General features: G+C 67.0%; 20 protein-coding genes. 4 read left to right on the forward strand and 16 right to left on the reverse strand.

Features of this window, described 5'->3' with window-relative positions; translation table 11 throughout:
- Positions 1-202, forward strand: a 202-nt coding sequence (locus tag ACYVKR_RS15405) for a hypothetical protein (RefSeq protein ID WP_460481818.1), incomplete at its 5' end; no start/stop codon positions are given.
- A gap of 94 nt (positions 203-296) precedes the next feature.
- Here the strand turns inward: ACYVKR_RS15405 and gshB are convergent.
- The 7 genes from gshB to ACYVKR_RS15440 all read right to left on the reverse strand — a co-directional run bounded on the left by gshB (position 297) and on the right by ACYVKR_RS15440 (position 10408).
- A complete protein-coding gene (gene gshB, locus ACYVKR_RS15410) occupies positions 297-1247 on the reverse strand; it encodes a glutathione synthase (RefSeq protein ID WP_460481819.1) in 951 nt (316 codons plus the stop codon).
- A 17-nt stretch (positions 1248-1264) separates the two neighbouring features.
- Entirely contained in the window at positions 1265-2452 is a 1188-nt protein-coding gene (locus tag ACYVKR_RS15415) for a benzoate/H(+) symporter BenE family transporter (protein WP_460481820.1), read from the reverse strand.
- A gap of 89 nt (positions 2453-2541) precedes the next feature.
- Positions 2542-4416, reverse strand: a complete 1875-nt coding sequence (locus tag ACYVKR_RS15420; RefSeq protein ID WP_460481821.1) for a potassium transporter Kup — start codon at positions 4414-4416, stop codon at positions 2542-2544.
- A 199-nt stretch (positions 4417-4615) separates the two neighbouring features.
- The gene (gene gshA / locus ACYVKR_RS15425) at positions 4616-5905 is read right to left on the reverse strand and encodes a glutamate--cysteine ligase (RefSeq protein ID WP_460481822.1); all 1290 of its coding nucleotides are present in this window, start codon (positions 5903-5905) and stop codon (positions 4616-4618) included.
- A 138-nt stretch (positions 5906-6043) separates the two neighbouring features.
- Complete coding sequence (locus ACYVKR_RS15430) at positions 6044-7510, reverse strand: TrkH family potassium uptake protein (RefSeq protein WP_460481823.1); 1467 nt, start codon at positions 7508-7510, stop codon at positions 6044-6046.
- An 11-nt stretch (positions 7511-7521) separates the two neighbouring features.
- A complete protein-coding gene (trkA, locus tag ACYVKR_RS15435) occupies positions 7522-9015 on the reverse strand; it encodes a Trk system potassium transport protein TrkA (RefSeq protein WP_460481824.1) in 1494 nt (497 codons plus the stop codon).
- 112 nt (positions 9016-9127) lie between these two features.
- Positions 9128-10408: a glutamate-5-semialdehyde dehydrogenase gene (locus ACYVKR_RS15440; protein WP_460481825.1), complete on the reverse strand. Its 1281-nt coding sequence runs from the start codon at positions 10406-10408 to the stop codon at positions 9128-9130.
- 47 nt (positions 10409-10455) lie between these two features.
- Between ACYVKR_RS15440 and ACYVKR_RS15445 the strand changes: the two genes are divergently transcribed.
- A complete protein-coding gene (locus tag ACYVKR_RS15445) occupies positions 10456-10749 on the forward strand; it encodes a hypothetical protein (protein WP_460481826.1) in 294 nt (97 codons plus the stop codon).
- Positions 10750-10797: 48 nt separating this feature from the next.
- Here the strand turns inward: ACYVKR_RS15445 and holA are convergent, their stop codons facing one another.
- From holA to leuS, 3 genes are read right to left on the reverse strand one after another with little or no spacing between them, the layout of a single operon-like run.
- Positions 10798-11844 (reverse strand): DNA polymerase III subunit delta, encoded by a 1047-nt coding sequence (holA, locus tag ACYVKR_RS15450; RefSeq protein WP_460481827.1) that lies wholly within the window; start codon positions 11842-11844, stop codon positions 10798-10800.
- Entirely contained in the window at positions 11844-12356 is a 513-nt protein-coding gene (locus ACYVKR_RS15455) for an LPS-assembly lipoprotein LptE (protein WP_460481828.1), read from the reverse strand. The genes holA and ACYVKR_RS15455 overlap by 1 nt, the downstream gene beginning before the upstream one ends.
- 5 nt (positions 12357-12361) lie before the next feature.
- Complete coding sequence (gene leuS / locus ACYVKR_RS15460) at positions 12362-15070, reverse strand: leucine--tRNA ligase (RefSeq protein WP_460481829.1); 2709 nt, start codon at positions 15068-15070, stop codon at positions 12362-12364.
- A gap of 380 nt (positions 15071-15450) precedes the next feature.
- Between leuS and ACYVKR_RS15465 the strand changes: the two genes are divergently transcribed.
- Entirely contained in the window at positions 15451-16680 is a 1230-nt protein-coding gene (locus tag ACYVKR_RS15465; protein WP_460481899.1) for a mechanosensitive ion channel family protein, read from the forward strand.
- An 85-nt stretch (positions 16681-16765) separates the two neighbouring features.
- On the opposite strand, the gene ACYVKR_RS15470 is transcribed toward ACYVKR_RS15465, so the two are convergent.
- The 4 genes from ACYVKR_RS15470 to ACYVKR_RS15485 form a co-directional block, all read right to left on the reverse strand.
- Positions 16766-17194: an ExbD/TolR family protein gene (locus ACYVKR_RS15470; protein ID WP_460481830.1), complete on the reverse strand. Its 429-nt coding sequence runs from the start codon at positions 17192-17194 to the stop codon at positions 16766-16768.
- Between the two features lie 12 nt (positions 17195-17206).
- Complete coding sequence (locus ACYVKR_RS15475) at positions 17207-17932, reverse strand: MotA/TolQ/ExbB proton channel family protein (protein WP_460481831.1); 726 nt, start codon at positions 17930-17932, stop codon at positions 17207-17209.
- Between the two features lie 8 nt (positions 17933-17940).
- On the reverse strand, positions 17941-18765 hold the full coding sequence (gene dapB, locus ACYVKR_RS15480; RefSeq protein WP_460481832.1) for a 4-hydroxy-tetrahydrodipicolinate reductase: 825 nt from the start codon (positions 18763-18765) through the stop codon (positions 17941-17943).
- Positions 18766-18828: 63 nt separating this feature from the next.
- Complete coding sequence (locus ACYVKR_RS15485) at positions 18829-19401, reverse strand: outer membrane protein assembly factor BamE (protein WP_460481833.1); 573 nt, start codon at positions 19399-19401, stop codon at positions 18829-18831.
- A 76-nt stretch (positions 19402-19477) separates the two neighbouring features.
- Here ACYVKR_RS15485 and fur point away from each other — a divergent pair, with 76 nt between their 5' ends.
- The gene (gene fur, locus ACYVKR_RS15490) at positions 19478-19906 is read left to right on the forward strand and encodes a transcriptional repressor (protein ID WP_460481834.1); all 429 of its coding nucleotides are present in this window, start codon (positions 19478-19480) and stop codon (positions 19904-19906) included.
- Positions 19907-19976: 70 nt separating this feature from the next.
- On the opposite strand, the gene hprK is transcribed toward fur, so the two are convergent.
- Together hprK and ACYVKR_RS15500 are read right to left on the reverse strand one after the other, a co-directional pair.
- Entirely contained in the window at positions 19977-20933 is a 957-nt protein-coding gene (gene hprK / locus ACYVKR_RS15495) for an HPr kinase/phosphorylase (protein ID WP_460481835.1), read from the reverse strand.
- 154 nt (positions 20934-21087) lie between these two features.
- Entirely contained in the window at positions 21088-21576 is a 489-nt protein-coding gene (locus ACYVKR_RS15500; RefSeq protein WP_460481836.1) for a PTS sugar transporter subunit IIA, read from the reverse strand.
- Positions 21577-21687: the final 111 nt, after the last annotated feature.

Consider the following 21687-nt stretch of genomic DNA (forward strand, 5'->3'; position numbering starts at 1 on the left):
CCAGACCGTCTTTCCGATCAACCTCGCTGCGATCAGCGAAGCCTTGCATTGTAGCACAGATTTTTGTGCTTTGCGAGAAATTTTGAAGATCTTTTCAAACCGCCGAAACTTCTCGCAATCGACAGTACAGAAAAAATTAACTCCTTCACTGCCTACCCCTCGGGGCAATCAGCTCAGGAGCACCGCGCTGTCGATGGACTGAAGTATACAGGGGTTTTCCCGGCCTTCCGAACAATCCTGAGAAAAATCTCCAATTTGAACCAGCTTATTTGTCCAAATTATGACAAATCAAGCACTTAGGCTTCACGCACCGCTTTTTCGAGTGCGGCAACGAACATGTCGGCCACCTTGAAGCCTGCCTGCTGCTCGATTTCCTGGAAGCAGGTGGGGCTGGTGACGTTGATCTCAGTGATGCTGTGGCCAATGATGTCGAGGCCGATCAGCAACAGCCCACGAGGCGCCAGCCGTGCTCCTATATAGCGGGCGATGTCCTGGTCTTCCTGGGTGAGCGGCTGGGCCACGCCCTTGCCGCCGGCCGCCAGATTGCCGCGGATCTCGCTGCCCTGGGGGATGCGGGCCAAACAATAAGGAACCGGTTCGCCGCCAATGATGAGCACGCGCTTGTCGCCGGCCACGATCTCGGGCAGGTATTTCTGCACCATCACGCTTTGCGCCCCACCCTGGTTCAGGGTTTCGATGATGCTGCCGAGGTTCATGCCATCGGCACCCACGCGGAAGATGCCCATGCCGCCCATGCCGTCGAGCGGCTTGAGGATGATGTCCTGGTGCTGGGCGTGGAAGTCGCGGATGTCCTGCGCACGGCGCGTGACCAACGTGGGCGGCGCGAACTGGGCGAACTCCATCACCGCCAGCTTCTCCGGGTGGTCGCGCAGCGCCGCCGGTTTGTTGAAGACCTTGGCTCCTTCGCGCTCGGCCTGCTCGAGCAAATGGGTGGCGTAGAAGTATTCGCTGTCGAACGGCGGATCCTTGCGCATGATGACGGCATCGAAGGAGGCGATGGCCGCGCGCCGCTCCTGGCTGACGGTGAACCAGGGGTCGTCAGCGCCGGTCAGCACGATGTCGCGCACCTGCGCCGTGACCTGGCCGCCGCTCACCCACTGCATGTCCTGCGGTTCGCAGGCGCTGATGCTGTGGCCGTTCGCCTGCGCGCTGCGCATCATGGCGAAGGTGCTGTCCTTATAGATCTTGAAGACCTCCAGGGGGTCGGCGACGAACAGAATATGCATGGGAGTCCAGTCCAATCTCAATCGCGCGGCTTGCGCAGTTGCCCGTACTGTTGCACAAAAAGCGCGATGCTGCCGGCCACCACACCCCAAAACGCCGAGCCGACTCCGGCTATAGAAACACCGCTGAGCGTGACCAGGAAAGTAACCAGCGCGGCCTCGCGATATTGCTCGTCGCGCAGCGCCACCAGCAGGCCGTTGGCGATGGTGCCCAGCAGGGCAATGCCGGCGATTGCCACCACCAGCTCGCGCGGGAAGGCCATCAGCAGTCCGGCAATGACCGCGCCAAAACAGCCCAGCGCCACATAGATCACGCCGCAGCTCACCGCGGCCGTATAGCGGCGCTTGCGGTCGGGGTGCGCCTCTTCGCCCATGCAGATGGCGGCGGTGATGGCGCTGAGGTTGAACGCATAGCCGCCGAAGGGCGCCAGCAGCAGGGTGGTCACGCCGGTCATGGTGATGATCTTGGAGATGGGCAGGTCGTAGCCCGAGGCCCGGATGACCGCCACGCCCGGCAGGTTCTGCGATGCCATGGTGACCACGAACAGCGGCAGCGCCAGGCTCACCGCGGCCGAGAAGCTGAAGCTGGGCATGGTGAACACCGGCCAGGTCCAGGCGCCATGCACGGCCGACCAGACGATGCGCCCCTGCCCCAGGGCCACGCCAATGCCGATCAGCAGGGTGACCATGACGGCATAACGCGTCCACCAGCGCCGCGCCACCAGGTAGCCTAGCAGCATGGCCACCACCAGCCACAGGTTGCCTGTGGCGGCGGCAAAGGCGTCGAGGCCGAAGCGCGTGAGCACCCCGGCCAGCAGGGCCGAGGCGATGGCCAGCGGGATGCGGTCCATCAGCCGCTCGAACCAGCCGGTGGCACCGGCCAGCGTAATGAGCGCGGCACTGACCATGAAGGCGCCGACCGCCTCGGGCATGGAGAAGCCGCCCGCAGCCCCAGCCGTGGCCAGCACGGCCGCACCGGGCGTGGACCAGGCCACCATCACCGGCTTGCGCAGCCACATGGATGGCAGCCACGAGCACAGGCCCATGCCGATGCCCAATGCCCAGACCCAGGACGAGACCTGCTCGGGCGTGGCACCGAAGGCCTGCGCGGCCTGGAAGACGATGGCGATGGAGCTGGTCAGGCCGACCAGCACGGCCACGAAACCGGCCACGAAGGCCGAGGGGCTCCAGTCACGGAAGAACTGCATGGGGCAAGGCGATGCGGCGGGCGCACGGGCACAAAAGCCCGCAGCCTACCAGCAATCGGCCCGGCCCGCTGCCGCGGAAGCAGCAGCGCCTATACCTCGACCTTGGAGCCCAGCTCGACCAGGCTGTTGCTGGGCAGCAGCAGGAAGTCGCCCACGCCGGCCGCGTTGTGGTGCATCTGCGCGAACAGCTTCTGGCGCCAGGGCGCCATGCCCACGTTCTTCTCCGAGGGCACGAACACGTCGCGCGACAGGAAATAGCTGGTAGCCATGCTTTCCATCTCGCAGCCGCGCCCGCGCAGCACCTGCAGCGCGGCGGGCACGTCCGGGTCGTTCTTGAAGCCGTAGTTGATCTGCGCGCTCCAGCAGTTGCTGCCCAGCGCCTGCATCTGCACCCGCTTGTCCAGGCCGATCCACGGCACCTCGTGGTTGACGATGGTGAGGAAGATGTTCTGCTCGTGCAGCACCTTGTTGTGCTTGAGGTTGTGCAGCAGCGCCGTGGGCACCACGTTCGGGTCGGCCGTCAGGAACACCGCCGTGCCCGGCACGCGGGTCAGCGGCTGCTGCAGCACCATCTGCAGGAAACCCTTGAGCTCGATGCCGTCGGCGTGCAGCTTTTCGTGCACCAGGTCGCGCCCCCGCTTCCAGGTGGTCATCAGCGTGAACATGCACAGGCCGATGGCCAGCGGGAACCAGCCGCCGTCGAACAGCTTGAGCGCATTGGAGCTGAAGAAGGTGATGTCGATCACGAAGAAGAAGGCCGTGGGCGTCAGCGCCAGCCACAGCGGGTACTTCCAGCCCTTGTGCAGCACGAAGAAGGTGAGCACGGTGGTGATGGTCATGTCCAGCGTGACGGCGATGCCGTAGGCCGCGGCCAGGTTGCTGCTGGAGCGGAACAGCAGCACCGCGAGCGCGATCGCCACGCACAGCCCCCAGTTGATGAAGGGGATGTAGATCTGCCCGGTGTCGCGCACGCTGGTGTGCTCGATGCTCAGGCGCGGCAGGTAGCCCAGCTGGATCACCTGCTTGGTGACGCTGAAGGCGCCGGTGATCAGGGCCTGCGACGCGATCACCGTCGCCATGGTCGCCAGCACCACCACCGGCAGCGTGGCCCAGTCGGGGCCGAGCATGAAGAAGGGGTTCTTCACCGCCTCGGGGTTCTCCAGCAGCAGCGCGCCCTGGCCGAAGTAGTTCAGCGTCAGCGCGGGCATGGCGATGGAGAACCAGGCAATGCGGATGGGCCTGCGCCCGAAGTGGCCCATGTCGGCGTACAGCGCCTCGGCCCCGGTAACGCACAGCACCACGGCGCCGAGGATGATGAAGCTGATGCCGGGGTTGTCGATGATGAAGCGCAGCGCGTGGTGCGGGCTCAACGCCCACAGGATGGTCGGATGCCCGACCAGGTTCCACAGCCCCAGCAAGGCGATGCTGATGAACCACAGCACCATGATGGGGCCGAAGAAGCGCCCCACGTCGGCCGTGCCGCGCTTCTGGATCAGGAAGAGCCCGGTCAGCACCACCAGCGTCAGCGGGATGACGGCGCCCTTGAAGCGCGGCGACACCACCTCCAGGCCCTCGACGGCCGACAGCACCGAGATGGCCGGCGTGATGACGCCGTCGCCATAGAACAAACAGGTGCCGAAGATGCCCACCATCATCAGCGTGGCGCGCAGCCTCGGCTGGTCCTTCACCGCCTGCGAGGCCAGCGCCAGCATGGCGATCAGGCCGCCCTCGCCGTTGTTGTCGGCGCGCAGTACCAGCACCACGTACTTGAGCGACACGATGAGCGTCAGCGTCCAGAACAGGATGGACAGCACGCCATAGACGTTGGCATGGGTGAAGGGCACATGCCCCGAGCCGAAAACCTCTTTCACCGAATAGAGCACGCTGGTGCCTATATCGCCATACACCACACCGACTGCGCCCAGCGTCAGAGCGCCGAGCGAAGATTTTGAGCTGCTTTGCACGTCAAACCTTTGCCACCATGCGTTGGCATGGCCTTCTTATTGGGTGTCGATTGTGCGCCATCCGGCGGATTTTGAATGCGGGACAGTACCACTTGACAGCGGGTCGTCTGCTTTTTGAACAAAAACAGCCTCCAGCGCTTATGCAGCAAGCGCCAGAAGCTATATTTTTAATAGCAAATACTTCAACCCGGCTGCGGAATCAGTCGTAGGTTTCGGCCTCGGGGTCGGTCGCCTCCAGCTCGTAGCTGGCGGCCAGCATGGCCAGGCGCGCCACCACGCCATACATGTAGAAGCGGTTGGGCGCGCTGGCCCCCACCGAGTCGCCGGGCGAGATGCCGTGCTCAAAGGCCAGCGGGATGAAGTGGGCACCCGGCACGTTGAGGTTCTCCTCGCGCCCCTTGTCGGAGTGGGCGCGGTAGTAGCCGCCCACCACGTAGCGGTCGATCATGTAGACCACCGGCTCGGCGGCCTCGTCCTGCATGCGCTCGATGGTCTGCACGCCTTCCTGGATGATCACGTCGTGCACCGGCACGCCGCCCTTGCCCGTGGCCATCTGGCTGCGCACCTTGGCGCTCACGGACTGCAGTTCCTTCGCGTCGTGCACCGTCATCACGCCCAGGCCGTTGGTGCCGTTGTCGGCCTTGACCACGACGAAGGGCTTCTCGTTGATGCCGTATTCCTTGTACTTGCGCCGCACCTTGGTCAGCAGCGCGTCCACGCTCTCGCCCAGCTCCTGCATGCCGGGGTCGGCGTCGTCGAGAAAGTTGACATTGCCCAGGCGGCTGAACATGGGGTTGAGCAGCCAGGGATCGATGCCCATCAGCTTGCCGAAGCGCTTGACCACCTCCTCGTAGCTCTGGAAGTGGCGGCTCTTGCGGCGCACGCTCCAGCCGGCGTGCAGCGGCGGCAGCACGAACTGCTCGTAGACCTCTTCGAGGATGCCCGGCGCGCCCGCCGACAGGTCGTTGTTCAGCAGGATCGTACAGGGGTCGAAATGCCGCAGCCCCACGCGGCGCCCCTGGCGCAGCGCGGGTTCGAGCACCAGCTCCTGCTTGCCCACCTTCAGCTTCACCGCGTCCTTGATTTCTGGGTCGATGGAGCCGATGCGCACGTTCAGGCCCGCCATGCCGAAGATGTGCTGCAGCTGCAGCAGGTTGGCCAGGTACTGCGGGCTGGGCGTCTGGTTCTCGGGGATGATGAGCAGGTTGCGGGCCTCGGGGCAGATCTTCTCGATCGCCGCCATCGCCGCCTGCACTGCCAGCGGCACCATCTCGGGCGTGAGGTGCTGCCAGCCGCCGGGGAACAGGTTGGTGTCCACCGGCGCGACCTTGAAGCCGGCGTTGCGGATGTCCACCGACGAGTACAGCGGCGGCGTGTGCTCCATCCACTCCAGGCGGAACCAGCGCTCGATCGCAGGCATGGAGTCCAGCATGCGCTGCTCCAGTTCATCGATGGGCCCGGTCAGGGCGGTGATGAGGTTCGGGACCATAGGTATGTATTCTTCGTGGGCCCGCCACGCGGCGAGCGAGGTCAGTCGACCGGCAATTGTAGAGAATTGGAGTCGGACATTCGGCTTTTCAATAGCACCTTGCTGTCTATTGTGCTCGACAGGCGCGTGAACACCTGCTCAGCGCCGCCAGAAAGCCGGCGTCAGCAGCGCCATGAAGCTCAGGATCTCCAGCCGCCCCATCAGCATGGCGAGGGTGCACACGCCGAGCTGGAAGTCCGTCAGCCCCGCATAGTTGTTGGCCGGCCCGAGCGCGCCCAGCCCCGGCCCGGTGCAGTGCACGCTGGCCAGCGCGGCAGAGAAGGCCGTCAGCGGGTCCATGTCGGTCAGCAGCAGCACCATGGTCAGCCCGGTGATCGTGGCGCCATACACCAGCATGAAGGCCAGCACCGCGAAGATCATGCGGTCGGGCACCACGGCGCCGCCCATGGTCACCGGCTGCACGGCCTGCGGGTGCACCAGGCGCGTCATCTCGCGGCGGGTCTGCTTGAGCAGCAGGATCATGCGCGCCATCTTGATGCCGCCGCCGGTCGAGCCCGCGCTGGTGGCCACGCCCGACAGCAGCAGCATCAGCACCGGCGCGAACACCGGCCACTGCAGGTAGTCCACCGTAGCGAAACCCGTGGTCGTGGCCACCGAGATGGCGTGGAACATGCCCAGGCGCAGCGCCTCCATGGGGCCGTACACGCCCTTGAACCACAGCAGGCCGGCCACCAGCAGGCCGCTGCCGAGCAGGGTCAGGATGGTGGCGCGCATTTCCGGGTCCTGGTGCAGGCAGTTGAGCCGGCGCTTGCGCACCGCCACGAAGTACAGCGCGAAGTTGCAGCTGGCCAGCAGCATGAAGACGATGCAGATGCCCTCGAGCAGCGGCGACGAGAAATAGGCGAAGCTCGCGTCGTGCGGCGCGAGGCCGCCCAGGCTCACCGTGGCGAACATGTGCATCAGCGCGTCCAGCGGCGTCATGCCGCCCAGCCAGTAGGCCAGCGCGCACAGCAGCGAGAACACGCCGTACACGCCCCACAGGCCCTTGGCCGTCTCGGCCACGCGCGGCGTGAGCTTGGTGTCCTTGATCGGGCCCGCGGCCTCGGCGCGGAACAGCTGGCTGCCGCCCACGCCCAGCAGCGGCAGCACCGCCACCGCCAGGATCAGGATGCCCATGCCGCCCAGCCACTGCAGGAAGGTGCGCCATACGTTCAGCGACACCGGCAGCGTGTCGACATGGTTGAGCACGGTGGCGCCGGTGGTCGTCAGCCCCGAGACGGCCTCGAAATAGGCATGCACCCAGGTCAGCGGCCGGCCGATCTGCGCATACCCCAGCAGCAGCGGCACGCAGGCCACCACCGGCAGCGCCATCCACACGAAGGCCACCAGCATCACGCCGTGCCGCGCCTGCAGCTCGCGCCGGCTGCGGCGGCCCAGCCACCAGAGCATGGCGCCCGCGATGCCGGCCAGCGCCATGGCCTGCGGGTAGATCCAGAACACGCCGTCGTCCATCGCGTACGACACGCCGGCCGGCACCAGCATGACGCCGCCGAACAGCATCAGCAGCACGCCAAGCACGCGCAGGACGGGGAGGAAATCGGCCATGGTGTGGACGCCTAGAAGAAAGTGGCGCCGACGCTGAACAGCGATTCCACCTGGTGCACCAGGCGCTTGTTCGGCAGGAAGAGGATCACATGGTCGCCCGGCTGCAGCACGGTGCTGTTCGTGGGCACGATCACCTCGGGCACCACCGGCGGCGCGCCGGGGTCATCCGCCTCGGCATCGTCGACGCCGCTGCCGTTGGTGCTGCGCGAATCGGGCGCCGGCAGGCCGCGCACGATCAGGCCCACATGCACCTGGTGCGGCAGGTGCAGGCTGCCCACGCGCCGCCCCACCACCTTGCAGGTGCGCGCATCGCCGCGCACCACGATCTCCAGCGCCTCGGCCACGCCGCGGCGCAGGCTGTGCACTGCCTGCACGTCGCCCTGGCGCACGTAGGCCAGCAGCTCGCCCAGCACCGCCTGGGCGGGCGCGAGCGCGATGTCGATCTGCGTGCCGTGCATCAGCTCGGCATAGCTGCGGCGGTTGATCAGCGCCAGCACCCGGCTCGCGCCCAGCTTCTTGGCCAGCAGGCTGGCCATGATGTTGTCCTCGTCGTCGCTGGTCAGCGACAGGAACATGTCCACGTCCTCGATGCTCTCGCCCTCGATCAGGTGCTCGTCGGTGGCGTCGCCGCGCAGCACCAGCACGTTGGACGGCAGCTGCGACGCGAGGTAGACGCAGCGGTCCTCGTTCTTCTCGAGGATCTTGATCTGGAAGTCGCCCATGCCGCTCAGGTGCCGCGCCAGCCGGAAGCCCACGCGGCCGCCGCCGGCGATCATGATGCGGCGCATTGGCCGCTCGCGCTCGCCCACCTGCCGGTGGAAGGCCGCCAGCACCTGGTCGACCTGCTGGCGCGCCGAGAGGATGAAGACCTCGTCGCCCGGCTCGATGCGGGTGCTGTTCTCGCAGGGCACGAAGCGGTCGGCCTCGTGCAGGAAGCGCCGGTAGATGCCGACCACGCGCATGGGCACGTCGGGCACGCCCTGGCGCACGTCGGAGATCGACAGCCCCACCACCGGCGCGCCGCCGCGCGCGCGCACCGACACCAGGCAGGCGTGGCCCAGCGAGAACTCGCGCACCTGCAGGGCCTCGGGGTGCTCGACCAGCTTGCCGATGTAGTTCATCAGCGATTCTTCGGGGCAGAAGGCCCGGCTGACGGCGAAGCCCTCGTCCGCCAGCAGCTCGGGCTGGCTGCGCAGCGCCGTGTTGCGCACGCGCGCGATGCGCGTGGGGATGTTGTAGAGCATCTTGGCCAGCTTGCAGCAGACCAGGTTGGTGTCGTCCTGCGGCGCGCAGGCGATGAGCATGTCGGCATCGCGCGCGCCGGCCTCGGCCAGCACCGCGGGGTCGATGCCGTCGCCCACCACGCCGCGCAGGTCGAACCGGCTCTCCAGCTCGCGCAGGCGCGAGGCGTCGGTGTCGATGACGGTGATGTCGTTCTTCTCGCCGATCAGGTTGTCGGCCACGCTCTCGCCCACGCGGCCGGCGCCCAGGATGATGATTTTCATAGCGGTAGCAGCGATGGATGCTGGCGCATCATACCGCGCCCGGCCGCCATGGCGATTCTCAAAAAATATAGCTGCCAGCGCTTACTGCATAAGCGCTGGAGGCCAATTTTGCTTAAACCCGCACTTCGCCGTTGCCCAGCACCACATATTTCAGCGAGGTCAGGCCCTCGATGCCCACCGGGCCGCGGGCGTGGAACTTGTCGGTGCTGATGCCGATCTCGGCGCCCAGGCCGTACTCGAAGCCGTCGGCAAAACGCGTGCTGGTGTTAACCATGCAGCTGGCCGAGTCCACCTCGCGCAGGAACTGCTGCGCATGCATGTGGTCGCGCGTCAGGATGGCGTCGGTGTGGTGGCTGGAATAACGGTTGATGTGCGCGATGGCCTCGTCGACACCCGCCACCACCTTCACGCTGATGATGGGCGCCAGGTACTCCTCGCCCCAGTCCTGCTCGGTGGCAGGCACCAGCTTGGCGCCCTGCACGCCCTGCAGGATGGCCAGCGCCTCGGGATCGCAGCGCATCTCCACGCCCTTGGCGGCGTAGACCGCGCCGATTTGCGGCAGGAACTCGGCCGCCACGCCGCGCGCCACCAGCAGGCCCTCGCTGGCGTTGCAGGGGCTGTACTTGTGGGTCTTGGCGTTGTCGGCCACGGTCACGGCCATGGCGATGTCGCAGGGATCGTCCACGTAGGTGTGGCAGTTGCCGTCCAGGTGCTTGATGACTGGCACCTTGGCCTCGCGGCTGATGCGCTCGATCAGGCCCTTGCCGCCGCGCGGGATGATGACGTCCACATACTCGGGCATGGCGATGAGCTGGCCCACGGCCTCGCGGTCGGTGGTCTGCACCAGCTGCACGCCGTGCTCGGGCAGGCCGGCCTCGGCCAGCGCCTGGGCCACCAGCTTGGCCAGCACCTTGTTCGAGTCGATGGCCTCGGAGCCGCCGCGCAGGATACAGGCATTGCCGCTCTTGATCGACAGGCTGGCCGCCTCGATGGTCACGTTGGGGCGGCTCTCGTAGATCATGCCGAACACGCCGATCGGCACGCGCATCTGGCCCACGCGGATGCCGCTGGGCATCTGGCGCAGTGACGTGACCTCGCCGATCACGTCGGCCATCGCCGCCAACTGCTCGCAGCCCTGGGCGCAGGTCTCGAGCACCTTGGGCGTCAGGCGCAGGCGGTCCACCATCGGCGCCGACAGGCCGTTCGCCACCGCGCGTTCCAGGTCGCGGGCATTGTCCGCCTGCAGCGGCTCCACCTGCTCGCGCAGCAGGCGCGCCAGCGCCAGCAGGGCGCGGTTCTTGGTGGCGGCAGACGCTTTGGCCATCTCGGCAGCGGCCGTTTTGGCCTGCAGACCCAGCGTGTGCGTATAGTCGGCGATGTTCAGGGCGTTCATGCCCGCCATTGTGACGTATTTGCTGCAGCGCAGCGCCGCTGCCCAGAATGACCGGAGACCCTTCCTTGACAAGCACCGCCACCGACCAATTGGATGCCCTGCACGCCGCGCTGCGGCAGTTTGACGCGGGCGAACTCAGCGCCCAGGCGCTGAGCACCCAGGCCCGCGCGCAGGGCGATTTGCTGGCGGCGCTGCCGCCGCAGTTCGAGACCGTGCTGCTGCAGCTGCTGGACCGGCTGGAGTCCAGCGCGCTGTTCAGCGAGGAGAGCTGTTCCTTCAGCCAGAAGGACCTGCTCGACAGCCTGCGCCTGTGGGCGGACAAGGCTCGGGCCAGGCTGTAGGGCGACGGAAAAGTCGCCTGCCCGGGCCACCAGCGAGGCCCCAGGGCCTCAGCGGTAGGCCTTGCAGCATTGCTGGGCCAGCAGGTGCAGTGCACGCCAGCCGTCCTGCGGCCAGTCGGGGTGCTTGAGGCCCTTGACGATGCCGTCCACCACATGGGCGGAGTGCAGCAGGCGCGACGCGGTGGCGTCGTTCAGGCGCGGCGCGATGCGCTCGAAATGGCGCTCCTTCGCGCCCCAGATGCGGTTCTCGCGCAGCGCCATCGGCAGCGGCTTGCCGGCCTGCATCGCGTCCTTGACGCGCTTGAGCGCCCGGATGTCCTCGGCCAGCGCCCAATGCACCAGCACCTCGGCCTCGCCCTCGGCCTGCAGGCCGCCGAGCATGCGCGCCACGCGCATCCCCTGCCCCGACAGCACCGCATCCGACAGCTTGAACACGTCGTAGCGCGCCACGTTCAGCACCGCCTGCTCCACCTGCTCGAAGCCCAGCTCGCCGGCCGGGTGCAGCAGCGCCAGTTTCTGGATCTCCTGGTGCGCGGCCAGCAGGTTGCCTTCGACCCGGTCGGCAAAGAACTGCAGCGTGCGCAGGCCCTCGTCGCCGCCGGCCACGCGCTGGTTCTGCAGCGCGAGCCGCTGCGCGATCCACTGCGGCAGCGCCTGGCGTTCGATGCTGTCGATCTGCACCGACAGGCCCGCGCCGTCGAGCGCGCCGAACCAGGCGCTGGACTTGGCGGCCTTGTCCAGCCGCGGCAGCGTGACGAGGGTCAGCGTGCTGTCGTTGCCCTCGGCCGAGGCCGCGAGCTGCTGCAGCGCGACCGCGCCGTCCTTGCCGGGCTTGCCCGAGGGGATGCGCACCTCGACCACCTGCTTGTCGGCGAACAGGCTGAGCGAGCCGCCCGCTGCCAGCACCGCGCTCCAGTCGAAATGCGCGCCGGCCACGGTGAAGCTGCTGCGTTCGGTGTAGCCCGCCTGGCGAGCCGCCGCGCGGATGGCGTCGGCCGCCTCCTGCAGCAGCAGGGGCTCGTCGCCATACAGGGTGTAGAGCCCGCGCAGGCCCTTGGCCAGTTGCGCGGGCAGCTGGTTCAGTGCAATCTGCATCAGTCCACGGGCTTGGCTTGCTTGACCGTCGACAGGCGGCGCACGATCTGTTGCACCAGGTCGGTCTGCATGTTGCGGTAGAGCATTTCCTCTTCGGAGGCCTTGGACAGCGCGTAGGTTTCCACGTAGCTGATCTCGCGGTACTGCATCAGCTCGGTCTCGCCGATGTACTCGGCGCCGCCCTGGGTGCGCAGCCGGAACTTGGCCAGCAGGCGCACCTGCAGCTCGCGCACCTGGCCCGAGGCGTTGCGCGAGATGATCACGCGCTGGCGGCGCTGGCCCAGGTCGTCGTAGATGGCCTCGGCCTTGGTGGCATCGTTCGGGTCGCGCAGCACCTGCAGGCCGCTGCCCGAGGCCTCGAGGTTGCGCTGCAGCTCCTTCAGGAAGTCGGAGTTGGCCGCGCCGGCGAGGTAGATCGAGCGGAATGCGAAGTCCACCGAGCCGCGCAGTTTGAAGCCGCACGCCGCCAGCGGCAGCGAGGCGCCCAGAGTCAATAGCGTGCGTCTTTGCATGGGACCTAGACTACCACGTTGACCAGGCGGCCCGGCACCACGATCACCTTCTTGGGCGCCGCGCCATTGGCGAATTTCTGGAAGTCCTCGCTGGCCAGCGCCGCGGCCTCGATGGCGGCCTTGTCGGCCGCCGCGGGCACGCGGATCGCGCCGCGCAGCTTGCCGTTGACCTGCAGCATCAGCTCGATCTCGTCCTGCACCAGGGCCTCGGGATCGACCACGGGCCAGGGCGCGTCGAGCAGCTCGCCCTGCGCCTTGGCATAGCCCAGCTCGCTCCACAGCGCATGGGACAGGTGCGGCGTGGCCGGGTACAGCGCGCGCAGCAGCACGCCGAAGCACTCGACCGCGGCCTCGCGGCCGCCTTCGCTGTCCAGCGCCTTGAAGTCCTCGAGCGCGTTGATCATCTTCATCGCGCCGGAGACCACGGTGTTGTACTGCATGCGCTGGTAGTCGTAGTCCACCTGCTTGAGCACGGTGTGCACTTCCAGGCGCAGCGCCTTGGCCTCTTTGCCGAACTTGATGCCTTTTACGCCTTCAGAGCCCGCCACGCTTGCGCGAGCAGCTTCGAATTCAGGAGCAGACAGCTTGACGCCGTAGTTGTAGACGCGGCGCAGGAAGCGGTAGCTGCCCTCGACGGCGGCGTCGTTCCACTCCAGCGTCAGCTCGGGCGGCGCGGTGAACATGGTGTACAGGCGGGCCGTGTCGGCGCCGTACTTCTCGATCAGCTCCTGCGGATCGATGCCGTTGTTCTTGGACTTGGACATGGTGCCCACGCCCTCGTAGTCGATCTCGGTGCCCGCGGGCAGCAGGCCGTCGGCGCTGTCCACGGCCGTCTTGAGCCTGGCGCCGACGATCTTGCCGTCATCGCCCATCACGTGCTCCACGTCCTTGGGCCAGAAGTATTCCTTGGCGCCCTTGGCCGTGCGGCGGCTGTAGATGTGGTTGAGCACCATGCCCTGCGTCAGCAGCTTGGTGAAGGGCTCGTCGATCTTGAGCAGGCCCAGGTCGCGCATGACCTTGGTCCAGAAGCGCGCGTACAGCAGGTGCAGGATGGCGTGCTCCACGCCGCCGATGTACTGGTCCATCGGCATCCAGTAGTCGGCGCCCTCGGCCACCATCTGCTCGCCGTTCTTGGCGTCGCAGTAGCGCATGAAATACCAGGACGAGTCCACGAAGGTGTCCATGGTGTCGGTCTCGCGGCGCGCGCTCTTGCCGCAGCAGGGGCAGACCACGCCGGCGTGGAAGGCTTCGCTCTTGACCAGCGGGTTGCCCGAGCCATCGGGCACCAGGTCCTGCGGCAGCACCACGGGCAGATCCTTCTCGGGCACGGGCTGCGGGCCGCAGTCCTCGCAGTGGATGATCGGGATCGGCGTGCCCCAGTAGCGCTGGCGGCTGATGCCCCAGTCGCGCAGGCGCCAGGTGGTCTTGAGCTCGCCCAGGCCCTTGTCGCCCAGCAGGCGGGCCACGGCGGCCACGGCATCCTTGTGGTTCAGGCCGTCGAACTCGCCGGAGTGGATCAGCACGCCGCGTTCCTTGTCGCCGTACCAGTCATGCCACTGCTTGTCGTCGTAGGCGCCCTGGCCTTCCACGGCCACGACCTGCTTGATCGGCAGGCCGTACTTGTTGGCAAAGGCGAAATCGCGCTCGTCGTGCGCGGGCACGCCCATCACGGCGCCATCGCCGTAGCTCATCAGCACGTAGTTGCCGACCCAGACCTCGACCTGGGCGCCCGTGACCGGGTGCGTGACGAACAGGCCCGTGGGCAGGCCTTCCTTTTCCTTGAGTGCGAGTTCGGCCTCGGTCGTGCCGCCCTTCTTGCATTCCTCGATGAAGGCAGCGAGCTTGGGGTTGGTCGCGGCGGCGTGCAGCGCCAGCGGGTGCTCGGGCGCCACGGCGCAGAAGGTCACGCCCATGATGGTGTCGGCGCGCGTGGTGAAGACGAACATCTTGCCGTCGCCGATCAGTTCGCCTTGGGCACTCTTGATGTCGTGCGTGAACGCGAAGCGCACGCCGGCGCTCTTGCCGATCCAGTTCTCCTGCATCAGGCGCACCTTGTCGGGCCAGCCAGTCAGGGTTGCCTTGTCGCCGCCGAGCTGCACGTGGTCGAGCAGCTCCTGCGCGTAGCCGGTGATGGCCAGGTAGTAGCCGGGGATCTCGCGCTTTTCCACCAGCGCGCCGGTGCGCCAGCCGCGGCCGTCGATCACCTGCTCGTTGGCCAGCACGGTCTGGTCCACCGGATCCCAGTTCACGACCTGGGTCTTGCGGTAGGCGATGCCCTTGTCCAGCATCTTGAGGAACAGCCACTGGTTCCAGCGGTAGTAGTCGGGATCGCAGGTGGCGACTTCGCGGCTCCAGTCGATGGCCAGGCCCATGGCCTGCATCTGCTTTTTCATGTACGCGATGTTCTCGTACGTCCACTTGGCCGGCGGCACCTTGTTCTTGAGCGCGGCGTTCTCGGCCGGCAGGCCGAAGGCGTCCCAGCCCATGGGCATCAACACGTTGTAGCCCTTCATGCGCAGCTGGCGCGTGAGCATGTCGTTGATGGTGTAGTTGCGCACGTGGCCCATGTGCAGCTTGCCGCTGGGGTAGGGCAGCATGGAGCAGGCGTAGAACTTGGGCTTGGTCTTGTCTTCGGTGACGCGGTAGGCGTCGCCCGCGGCCCAGTGGGCCTGCGCGGCGCGCTCGACTTCGATATGGTTGTATTTGTCTTGCATGGAACGGCTCGGAAAAACAGGCGGACGCGCCACCGGCAGGGGGCGCGTCCCGCAAAAAAACAGGCGGGCCGCGGCCATCGCTGGAGCGCGTCCCGAATTGGTCGAAGATTGTAGGCGCTTCGGCCAATGCAACCACGGCGCCATGGTATGCGCGGCGGCGCCGAAAACGCAGTGCGGCGCCGGGTTTTTGGCCGCGCTGTCAAAATACCCGTCAAATCCATCGATAGCGCTTGCCTGTATTGCGTAAGCAGCTCTTGTTTCAAGAGCACTCTCCGCGCCCGGCCCGCGCTGGCCCCGGCATGCCCGCCCTCCCCCAACCTCAGGAACACGCCCCCGTGAGCTTTGACGTTTTCGCTTCCCTCCACGCCTTCGATCCCTGGATGCAGACCGCCATCGCGCTGGCCGCGCTGGTGCTGCTGGCCTACGCGCTGCGCTGGGCAGTGCGCCTGGTGCTGCTGCGCGCCGTGCCGCGCTTTCGGCGCGGCCTGCCCGCCGGCTGGCTGCAGGCGCTGCTGGGCGACGCGGTGCTCACGCGGCTGTCGCAGCTGGTGCCGTCGCTGGTGATCCAGGCCGGCATCTTCGCGGTACCGCACCTGCACCCGGTGGCCACCACCGTGATCCGCAACGTGGCGGTGGCCGTCACCGTGCTGCAGGCGGCACGGGTGCTGACCGCGCTGCTGGATGCGCTGGAGCACTACAACCAGGCATCGATCGCCGCGGCGCGCGACACGGGCGCCCCCACGCGCTCCATCAAGAGCTATGTGCAGCTGGGCAAGCTCGTCATCCTGCTGGTGGCCGGCGTGGTGGTGGTGGCGACGCTGATCGACCGCTCGCCGCTGATCCTGCTGTCTGGGCTGGGCGCGATGTCGGCGGTGCTGATGCTGGTGTTCAAGGACACCATCCTGTCCTTCACCGCCGGCGTGCAGCTCGCGGGCAACGACATGCTGCGCGTGGGCGACTGGCTGCAGATGGACCAGGTCGGCGCCGACGGCGCGGTGGTGGACATGGCGCTGAACACGGTGAAGATCCGCAACTGGGACAACACCATCACCACCATCCCCACCTGGCGGCTGATGAGCGAGAGCTTCCGCAACTGGCGCGGCATGTCCGAATCGGGCGGGCGCCGCATCAAGCGCGCGCTGAACCTGGACGCCGGCACCGCGCGCTTCCTCACGCCCGCCGAGATCGACGCGCTGGGCCAGATCGCGCTGCTGCGTCCCTACCTGACCCAGGTGCGCGCCGACATCGCCGCCTACAACGCCGACTTCGCCCGCCAGTCACCCGACATGGCGCACGAGATCGTGAACCTGCGCGCGCTCACCAACATCGGCACCTTTCGCGCCTACGTCAACGCCTACCTGCGCGCCCACCCGCGCCTGCGCCAGGACATGACGCTGATGGCGCGCATGCTGCAGCCCACCGAGAACGGCATGCCCATCGAGATCTACGCCTTCACCGCGACCACGGCGTGGACGGAGTACGAAGCCATCCAGGCCGATATCTTCGACCACCTCGTGGCCATCCTGCCCGAGTTCGGGCTGCGCGCCTTCCAGAACCCCTCGGGCAGCGATCTGGCGCTGGCGCTGCGACCGGGTAGCATTTCGCAATGAAAAAAAGGAGCTGCCAGCGCTTGTTGCATGAGGAATTCAGCTATCTTTCAATAGCAAACACCCATGCAGCAATCGCCAGTAGCTCCTATTTTTTCGATCCCTCGGCCGGCTGCGCCACAAAGCCGAGCCGGCTCAGCCCGGCGGAGTGGGCCGCATCCATGACGCCGACCACGCTGCCGTAGGGCACGGCGCGGTCCACGCTCAGTTGCACCTCGGTATCGGGCCGGCTCGCGCCCACCTGCTTGAGCCGTGCCTGCAGCGCCGGCAGGTCGGTGGCCTCGCCGTCGGCAAAGAGCCGGCCTTCGGCATCGATCTGCACGGCGATGGCCGCCGGCGCATCGCTGGGCGTGGCCGAGCGCGCCTGCGGCAGGTCCAGCCGCAAGGAGGCCGCCAGCAGCGGCGCCGCCAGGATGAAGATCACCACCAGCACCAGCATCACGTCCACCAGCGGCGTGACGTTGATGGCGCTGATCGGCTGCGCGGCCTGCGATGCCCGTAAGCGCCCGAATGCCATGGCCAGCCCCCTTCAGCGTGCGCCCACCGACGCCAGATTTTGGTGTGCCCCCGGCATGCCGCCGGCGGGGGATGCGAGCGGGTCCTCCGCGTCCATGCGCCCCTTGGCCCATTCGCACAGGTCGTGCGCCAGGCCTTCGAGCTGCTCCTCGACCAGGGCCGTCCGGCGGCCCAGCAGGTTGTAGGCCAGCACGGCGGGAATCGCCACGGCCAGGCCCGCGGCCGTCATGACCAGGGCCTCGCCCACCGGGCCGGCCAGCTGCTCGATGCTGATGCGTGCCGTGCCGGCCAGCGCCACCAGCGCCTGGTGGATGCCCCAGACCGTGCCCAGCAGCCCGACGAAGGGCGCCGTGGCGCCGATGGTGGCCAGCAGGGTCTGGCCCCACTGCAACTGCCGCGCCGCGGCCAGCAGCGCATCGCGCAGCACGCGCGTGGCCTGCACCGGCGTGCCGCTGGCGGCCGCCAGGCCGGTGGCGCCGGCGCTCAATCCCTGCATCGCGGCGACCGCGGGGCCGACGATGCCGCTGCGGTCGAGGCTGGAGGCCTGTTGCGCGGCCTGCGCCCAGTCAGGTGCCTGCCAGAAGGCGTGGATGGCGCGCGGCGTATCGCGCCCGGCCCGCGCCAGCCACCACCACTTGGCGGCGATCACCACCCAGCTCGCCACCGACATGGCCAGCAGCACGCCGGCCGTGCAGCGGCTCACCCAGTCCGTTTGCGCCAGCCATTGCACGGGGGTCATGGTCTTGCCTAGTCGTTCAGGCCCAGTACGTCGTACATGTCGAACTGCCCGGTGCGGTGTGCCGCCAGGAAGCGCGCGGCCCGCAGGCTGCCCTGCACGTAGCCGGCGCGGCTGTTGGACTTGTGCGCGATCTCGATGCGCTCGCCGCTGCCGATGAACATCACCGAGTGCTCGCCCACGATGTCGCCACCGCGCACGGTGGCAAAGCCAATGCTGCCGTCGACGCGCGCGCCGGTGTCGCCATAGCGCTCGTACACGGCACGGTCGGCCAGCCGCGTGCCCTGGGCCTCGGCGATCACCTCGCCCATCTTCAGCGCGGTGCCCGAAGGCGCATCCACCTTGTGCTTGTGGTGGGCCTCGACGATCTCGACGTCGTAGCCGGCATCCAGCGCCTTGGCCGCCATCTCCAGCAGCTTCATGGTCACGTTCACGCCCACGCTCATGTTCGGCGCGAAGACGATGGCCGTCTTCTCGGCGAAGCGGGCGATCTCGGCCTTCTGCGCCTCGCTGAAGCCGGTGGTGCCGATCACCACCTGCACGCCGCGCTCGGCGCACACGGCCAGGTGGGCCAGCGTGCCCTCGGGGCGGGTGAAGTCGATCAGCACGTCGGCCTGGGCCAGGCCCTGCTGCAGGTCGGCGGTGATGGCCACGCCGCTGGTCTTGCCCAGGAAGCCCGCGGCATCGCTGCCCAGCAAAGGGCTTTGCGGCACGTCGAGCGCGCCGGCCAGCACCAGGCCTTCCGCCTGGACGATGGCCTCGATCAGCATGCGGCCCATGCGGCCGCCGGCGCCGGCCACGGCAATGCGGCGGGCGGAAGTGGAAGAAGTGGTCATTCTGGAGATCGCCTGGTCAATCAATGCTCATGCAGGGCCTGCACGGGCCCTGCCCCAACTTGCCTATCGCGCCGGGGTTTCCAGCGGCGGGTAGCTGCTGGGCCGCACGCCCGTGGGCGCATCGGGCTTGGCGGCGTCCGCGGCCTCGGCATCGCCCTCGGCAGCCGGTTTGCTGCTGTGCTTGGCCAGCTGCTCGGGCGTGGCCTCGAGCACCGGCACCTTGGGGTTCTTGATAGCCGTGGTCAGCGAGGCGACGAACTCCTCCTCGCTCGGCATCTCGTCGCCCTCGAAGCGGTCGAGCGCGTCTTCCTTGAAGAAGACCGAGAACTTGCGGGTCTGCTCGGCCACGCCGGGACGCTTGATGGTGAAGACGTAGTCCCAGCGGTCGGCATGGAAAACGCTGGTCAGCAGCGGCGTGCCCAGCACATCCTTGACCTGCTGGCGGCTCATGCCCTGCTGCAAGGCCTCGACCTGCTGCTTGGTCACGACGTTGCCCTGCACCACTTCGACCTTGTAGGGCGTGATGGCACTGGCGAATTTGCGGCTGGCATCGTTGAAGGTGCCGCAGGCCGCGACGCTGGCTCCGAGCGCCAGCATCAGTGCGAGGCGGACGCTGGAGGTGACTTGAACGGGCATGGTTATATACATAGCGATATGATCGGCCATTGTAGCGGCAGGCCTGTCGCCAAGCCCCGCAAACACTCCAGGAGCCATGAACAACCATATCGACGAACTCAAGAGCACCGGCCTCAAGGCGACCCTGCCACGACTGAAGATCCTCGACATCTTCCAGACCGGCAGCCAGCGCCACATGACGGCCGAAGACGTGTTCCGCGTGCTGCTGGAAGAGCGCTCCGACATCGGTCTGGCCACCGTGTACCGCGTGCTCACGCAATTCGAGCAGGCCGGCATTCTGATCCGCAGCAACTTCGAGGGCGGCAAGGCCGTCTACGAGCTGAACGAAGGCCAGCACCACGATCACTTCATCTGCACGACCTGCGGCAAGGTGGAAGAGTTTTTCGACCCCGAGATCGAAAAGCGCCAGCAGCTGATCGCCCAGCAGAAGGGCTGGACGGTGCACGACCACGCCATGGCGCTGTACGGCCAGTGCGCCGAGTGCGCAGCCAAGCTGCACCGCTAGCCCATTCACTACCAAATAAATAGCTGCCAGCGCTTAATGGATAAGCGCTGGCAGCTATTTTTATGGGTATTTAAATCTCGACGCCGCGCGCCATGGCCTTGCGGTGGCGGTCGACGAATTCCTGGTAGGTATCAATACCGCGCAGTTGCAAAATAGTGTTGCGCACCGCGGCTTCGACCAGCACGGCGATGTTGCGGCCGGCCACCACCTGGATCACGACCTTGAGCACCGGGATGCCCAGCACGTCCTGCGTCAGCGGCGCCGACGGCAGGCGCTCGTAGTCGCGCTCCATGGTTTCCTTGCGCACCAGGTGCACGATGAGCTTGAGCCGCATCTTGCGCCGCACCGCCGTCTCGCCGAAGATCGCGCGGATGTCGAGCAGGCCGATGCCGCGCACCTCGAGCAGGTTCTGCAGCAAATCGGGGCACTTGCCCTCGATCGTGGTCTGGTTGATGCGGTACAGGTCGACCGCGTCGTCGGCCACCAGGCCGTTGCCGCGGGTGATCAGCTCCAGCCCCAGCTCGCTCTTGCCCAGGCCCGATTCGCCGGTGATCAGCACCCCCAGCCCCAGGATGTCCATGAACACGCCGTGCATGGTCGTGCGGTCGGCGAAATGCTTGGACAGGTAGGCGCGCAGCACATCGATGACGAAAGCGGCCGACTCCTGCGTGGAGAACATCGGGATCTGCGCCCGCTCGCACATCGACAGCAGTTCCTGCGGCGCGCCCTGGCCGTCGGCCAGCACCAGCACCGGCGGCTCCAGCGTCACGATGCGGGCGATGCGCCGCTTGCAGTCCTCGGTGGTGGAATTGGTGAGGTAGGCGATCTCGCGCTCACCCAGCACCTGGGCCCGGTAGGGATGGATGTAGTTCAGGTAGCCGACGAGGTCGGCGCTGGAGCGCGCGCTGCGCACCGCCACCTCGTCGAAGCGCCGCTCCGACGCGCCCAGGCCGGCGAGCCACTCCCAGCGCAGGGAACTGCGGAACGCCTCGAACAGGACGTCGGCACTGACGACATTGGGTTTCACGATCCGGATCCTTCCGATTCAACCTGCCGCGGGCCGCGCGCAGGCATGCCGCCGAGGTTAACAGAGCAGGACTTCCGCCCACAAGAAGGCGCCCATGGCATTTACCCAGGGCAGACGCCTGGCCCGGGCTGGATGGGCGCAAGCCGTGCAGAGCTCAGGCGGATACCTGGTGGGAGGAAACGTGGGAGGCCGACTGCCAGTGGGCAATCATGTCGTGCAGTTCCTGGGCATTGGCGGTCACCTTCATCTGGTCGCGCAGTGCGCCATTGCTCAGCAACTCGGCGATCTCGCCCAGGATTTCCAGGTGCTGCTGGGTGGCCGCCTCGGGCACCAGCAGGAAGATGAGCAGGCTGACCGGCTGCTCGTCCGGTGCATCGAAGCCGATGGGACGCGCCAGTTGGAACACCGCCGCCATCGGCGACTTCAGCCCCTTGATGCGGCCATGCGGAATGGCCACGCCATGCCCGAGGCCGGTCGATCCCAGGCGTTCACGGGCAAACAGGCTGTCCGTGACGAGGGCGCGCGACAGCCCATGCAGGCTTTCAAACAGGAGGCCAGCTTCCTCGAATGCGCGTTTTTTGCTGGTGACATCAACGCTCACTAACACTTGGGCGGGAGGCAATATGGAGGCAAGACAGTTCATGGAGTGTGTGTCAGCTGGCAATCGGCGCGGCATGCTCGGACAAACGCAGCTACGCCACAGCAGTGGCGTAGCTGCCCCGTATTATCGGATACGGATCGTTCAAGCTTTTTA

The organism is Comamonas humi (assembly GCF_054782535.1).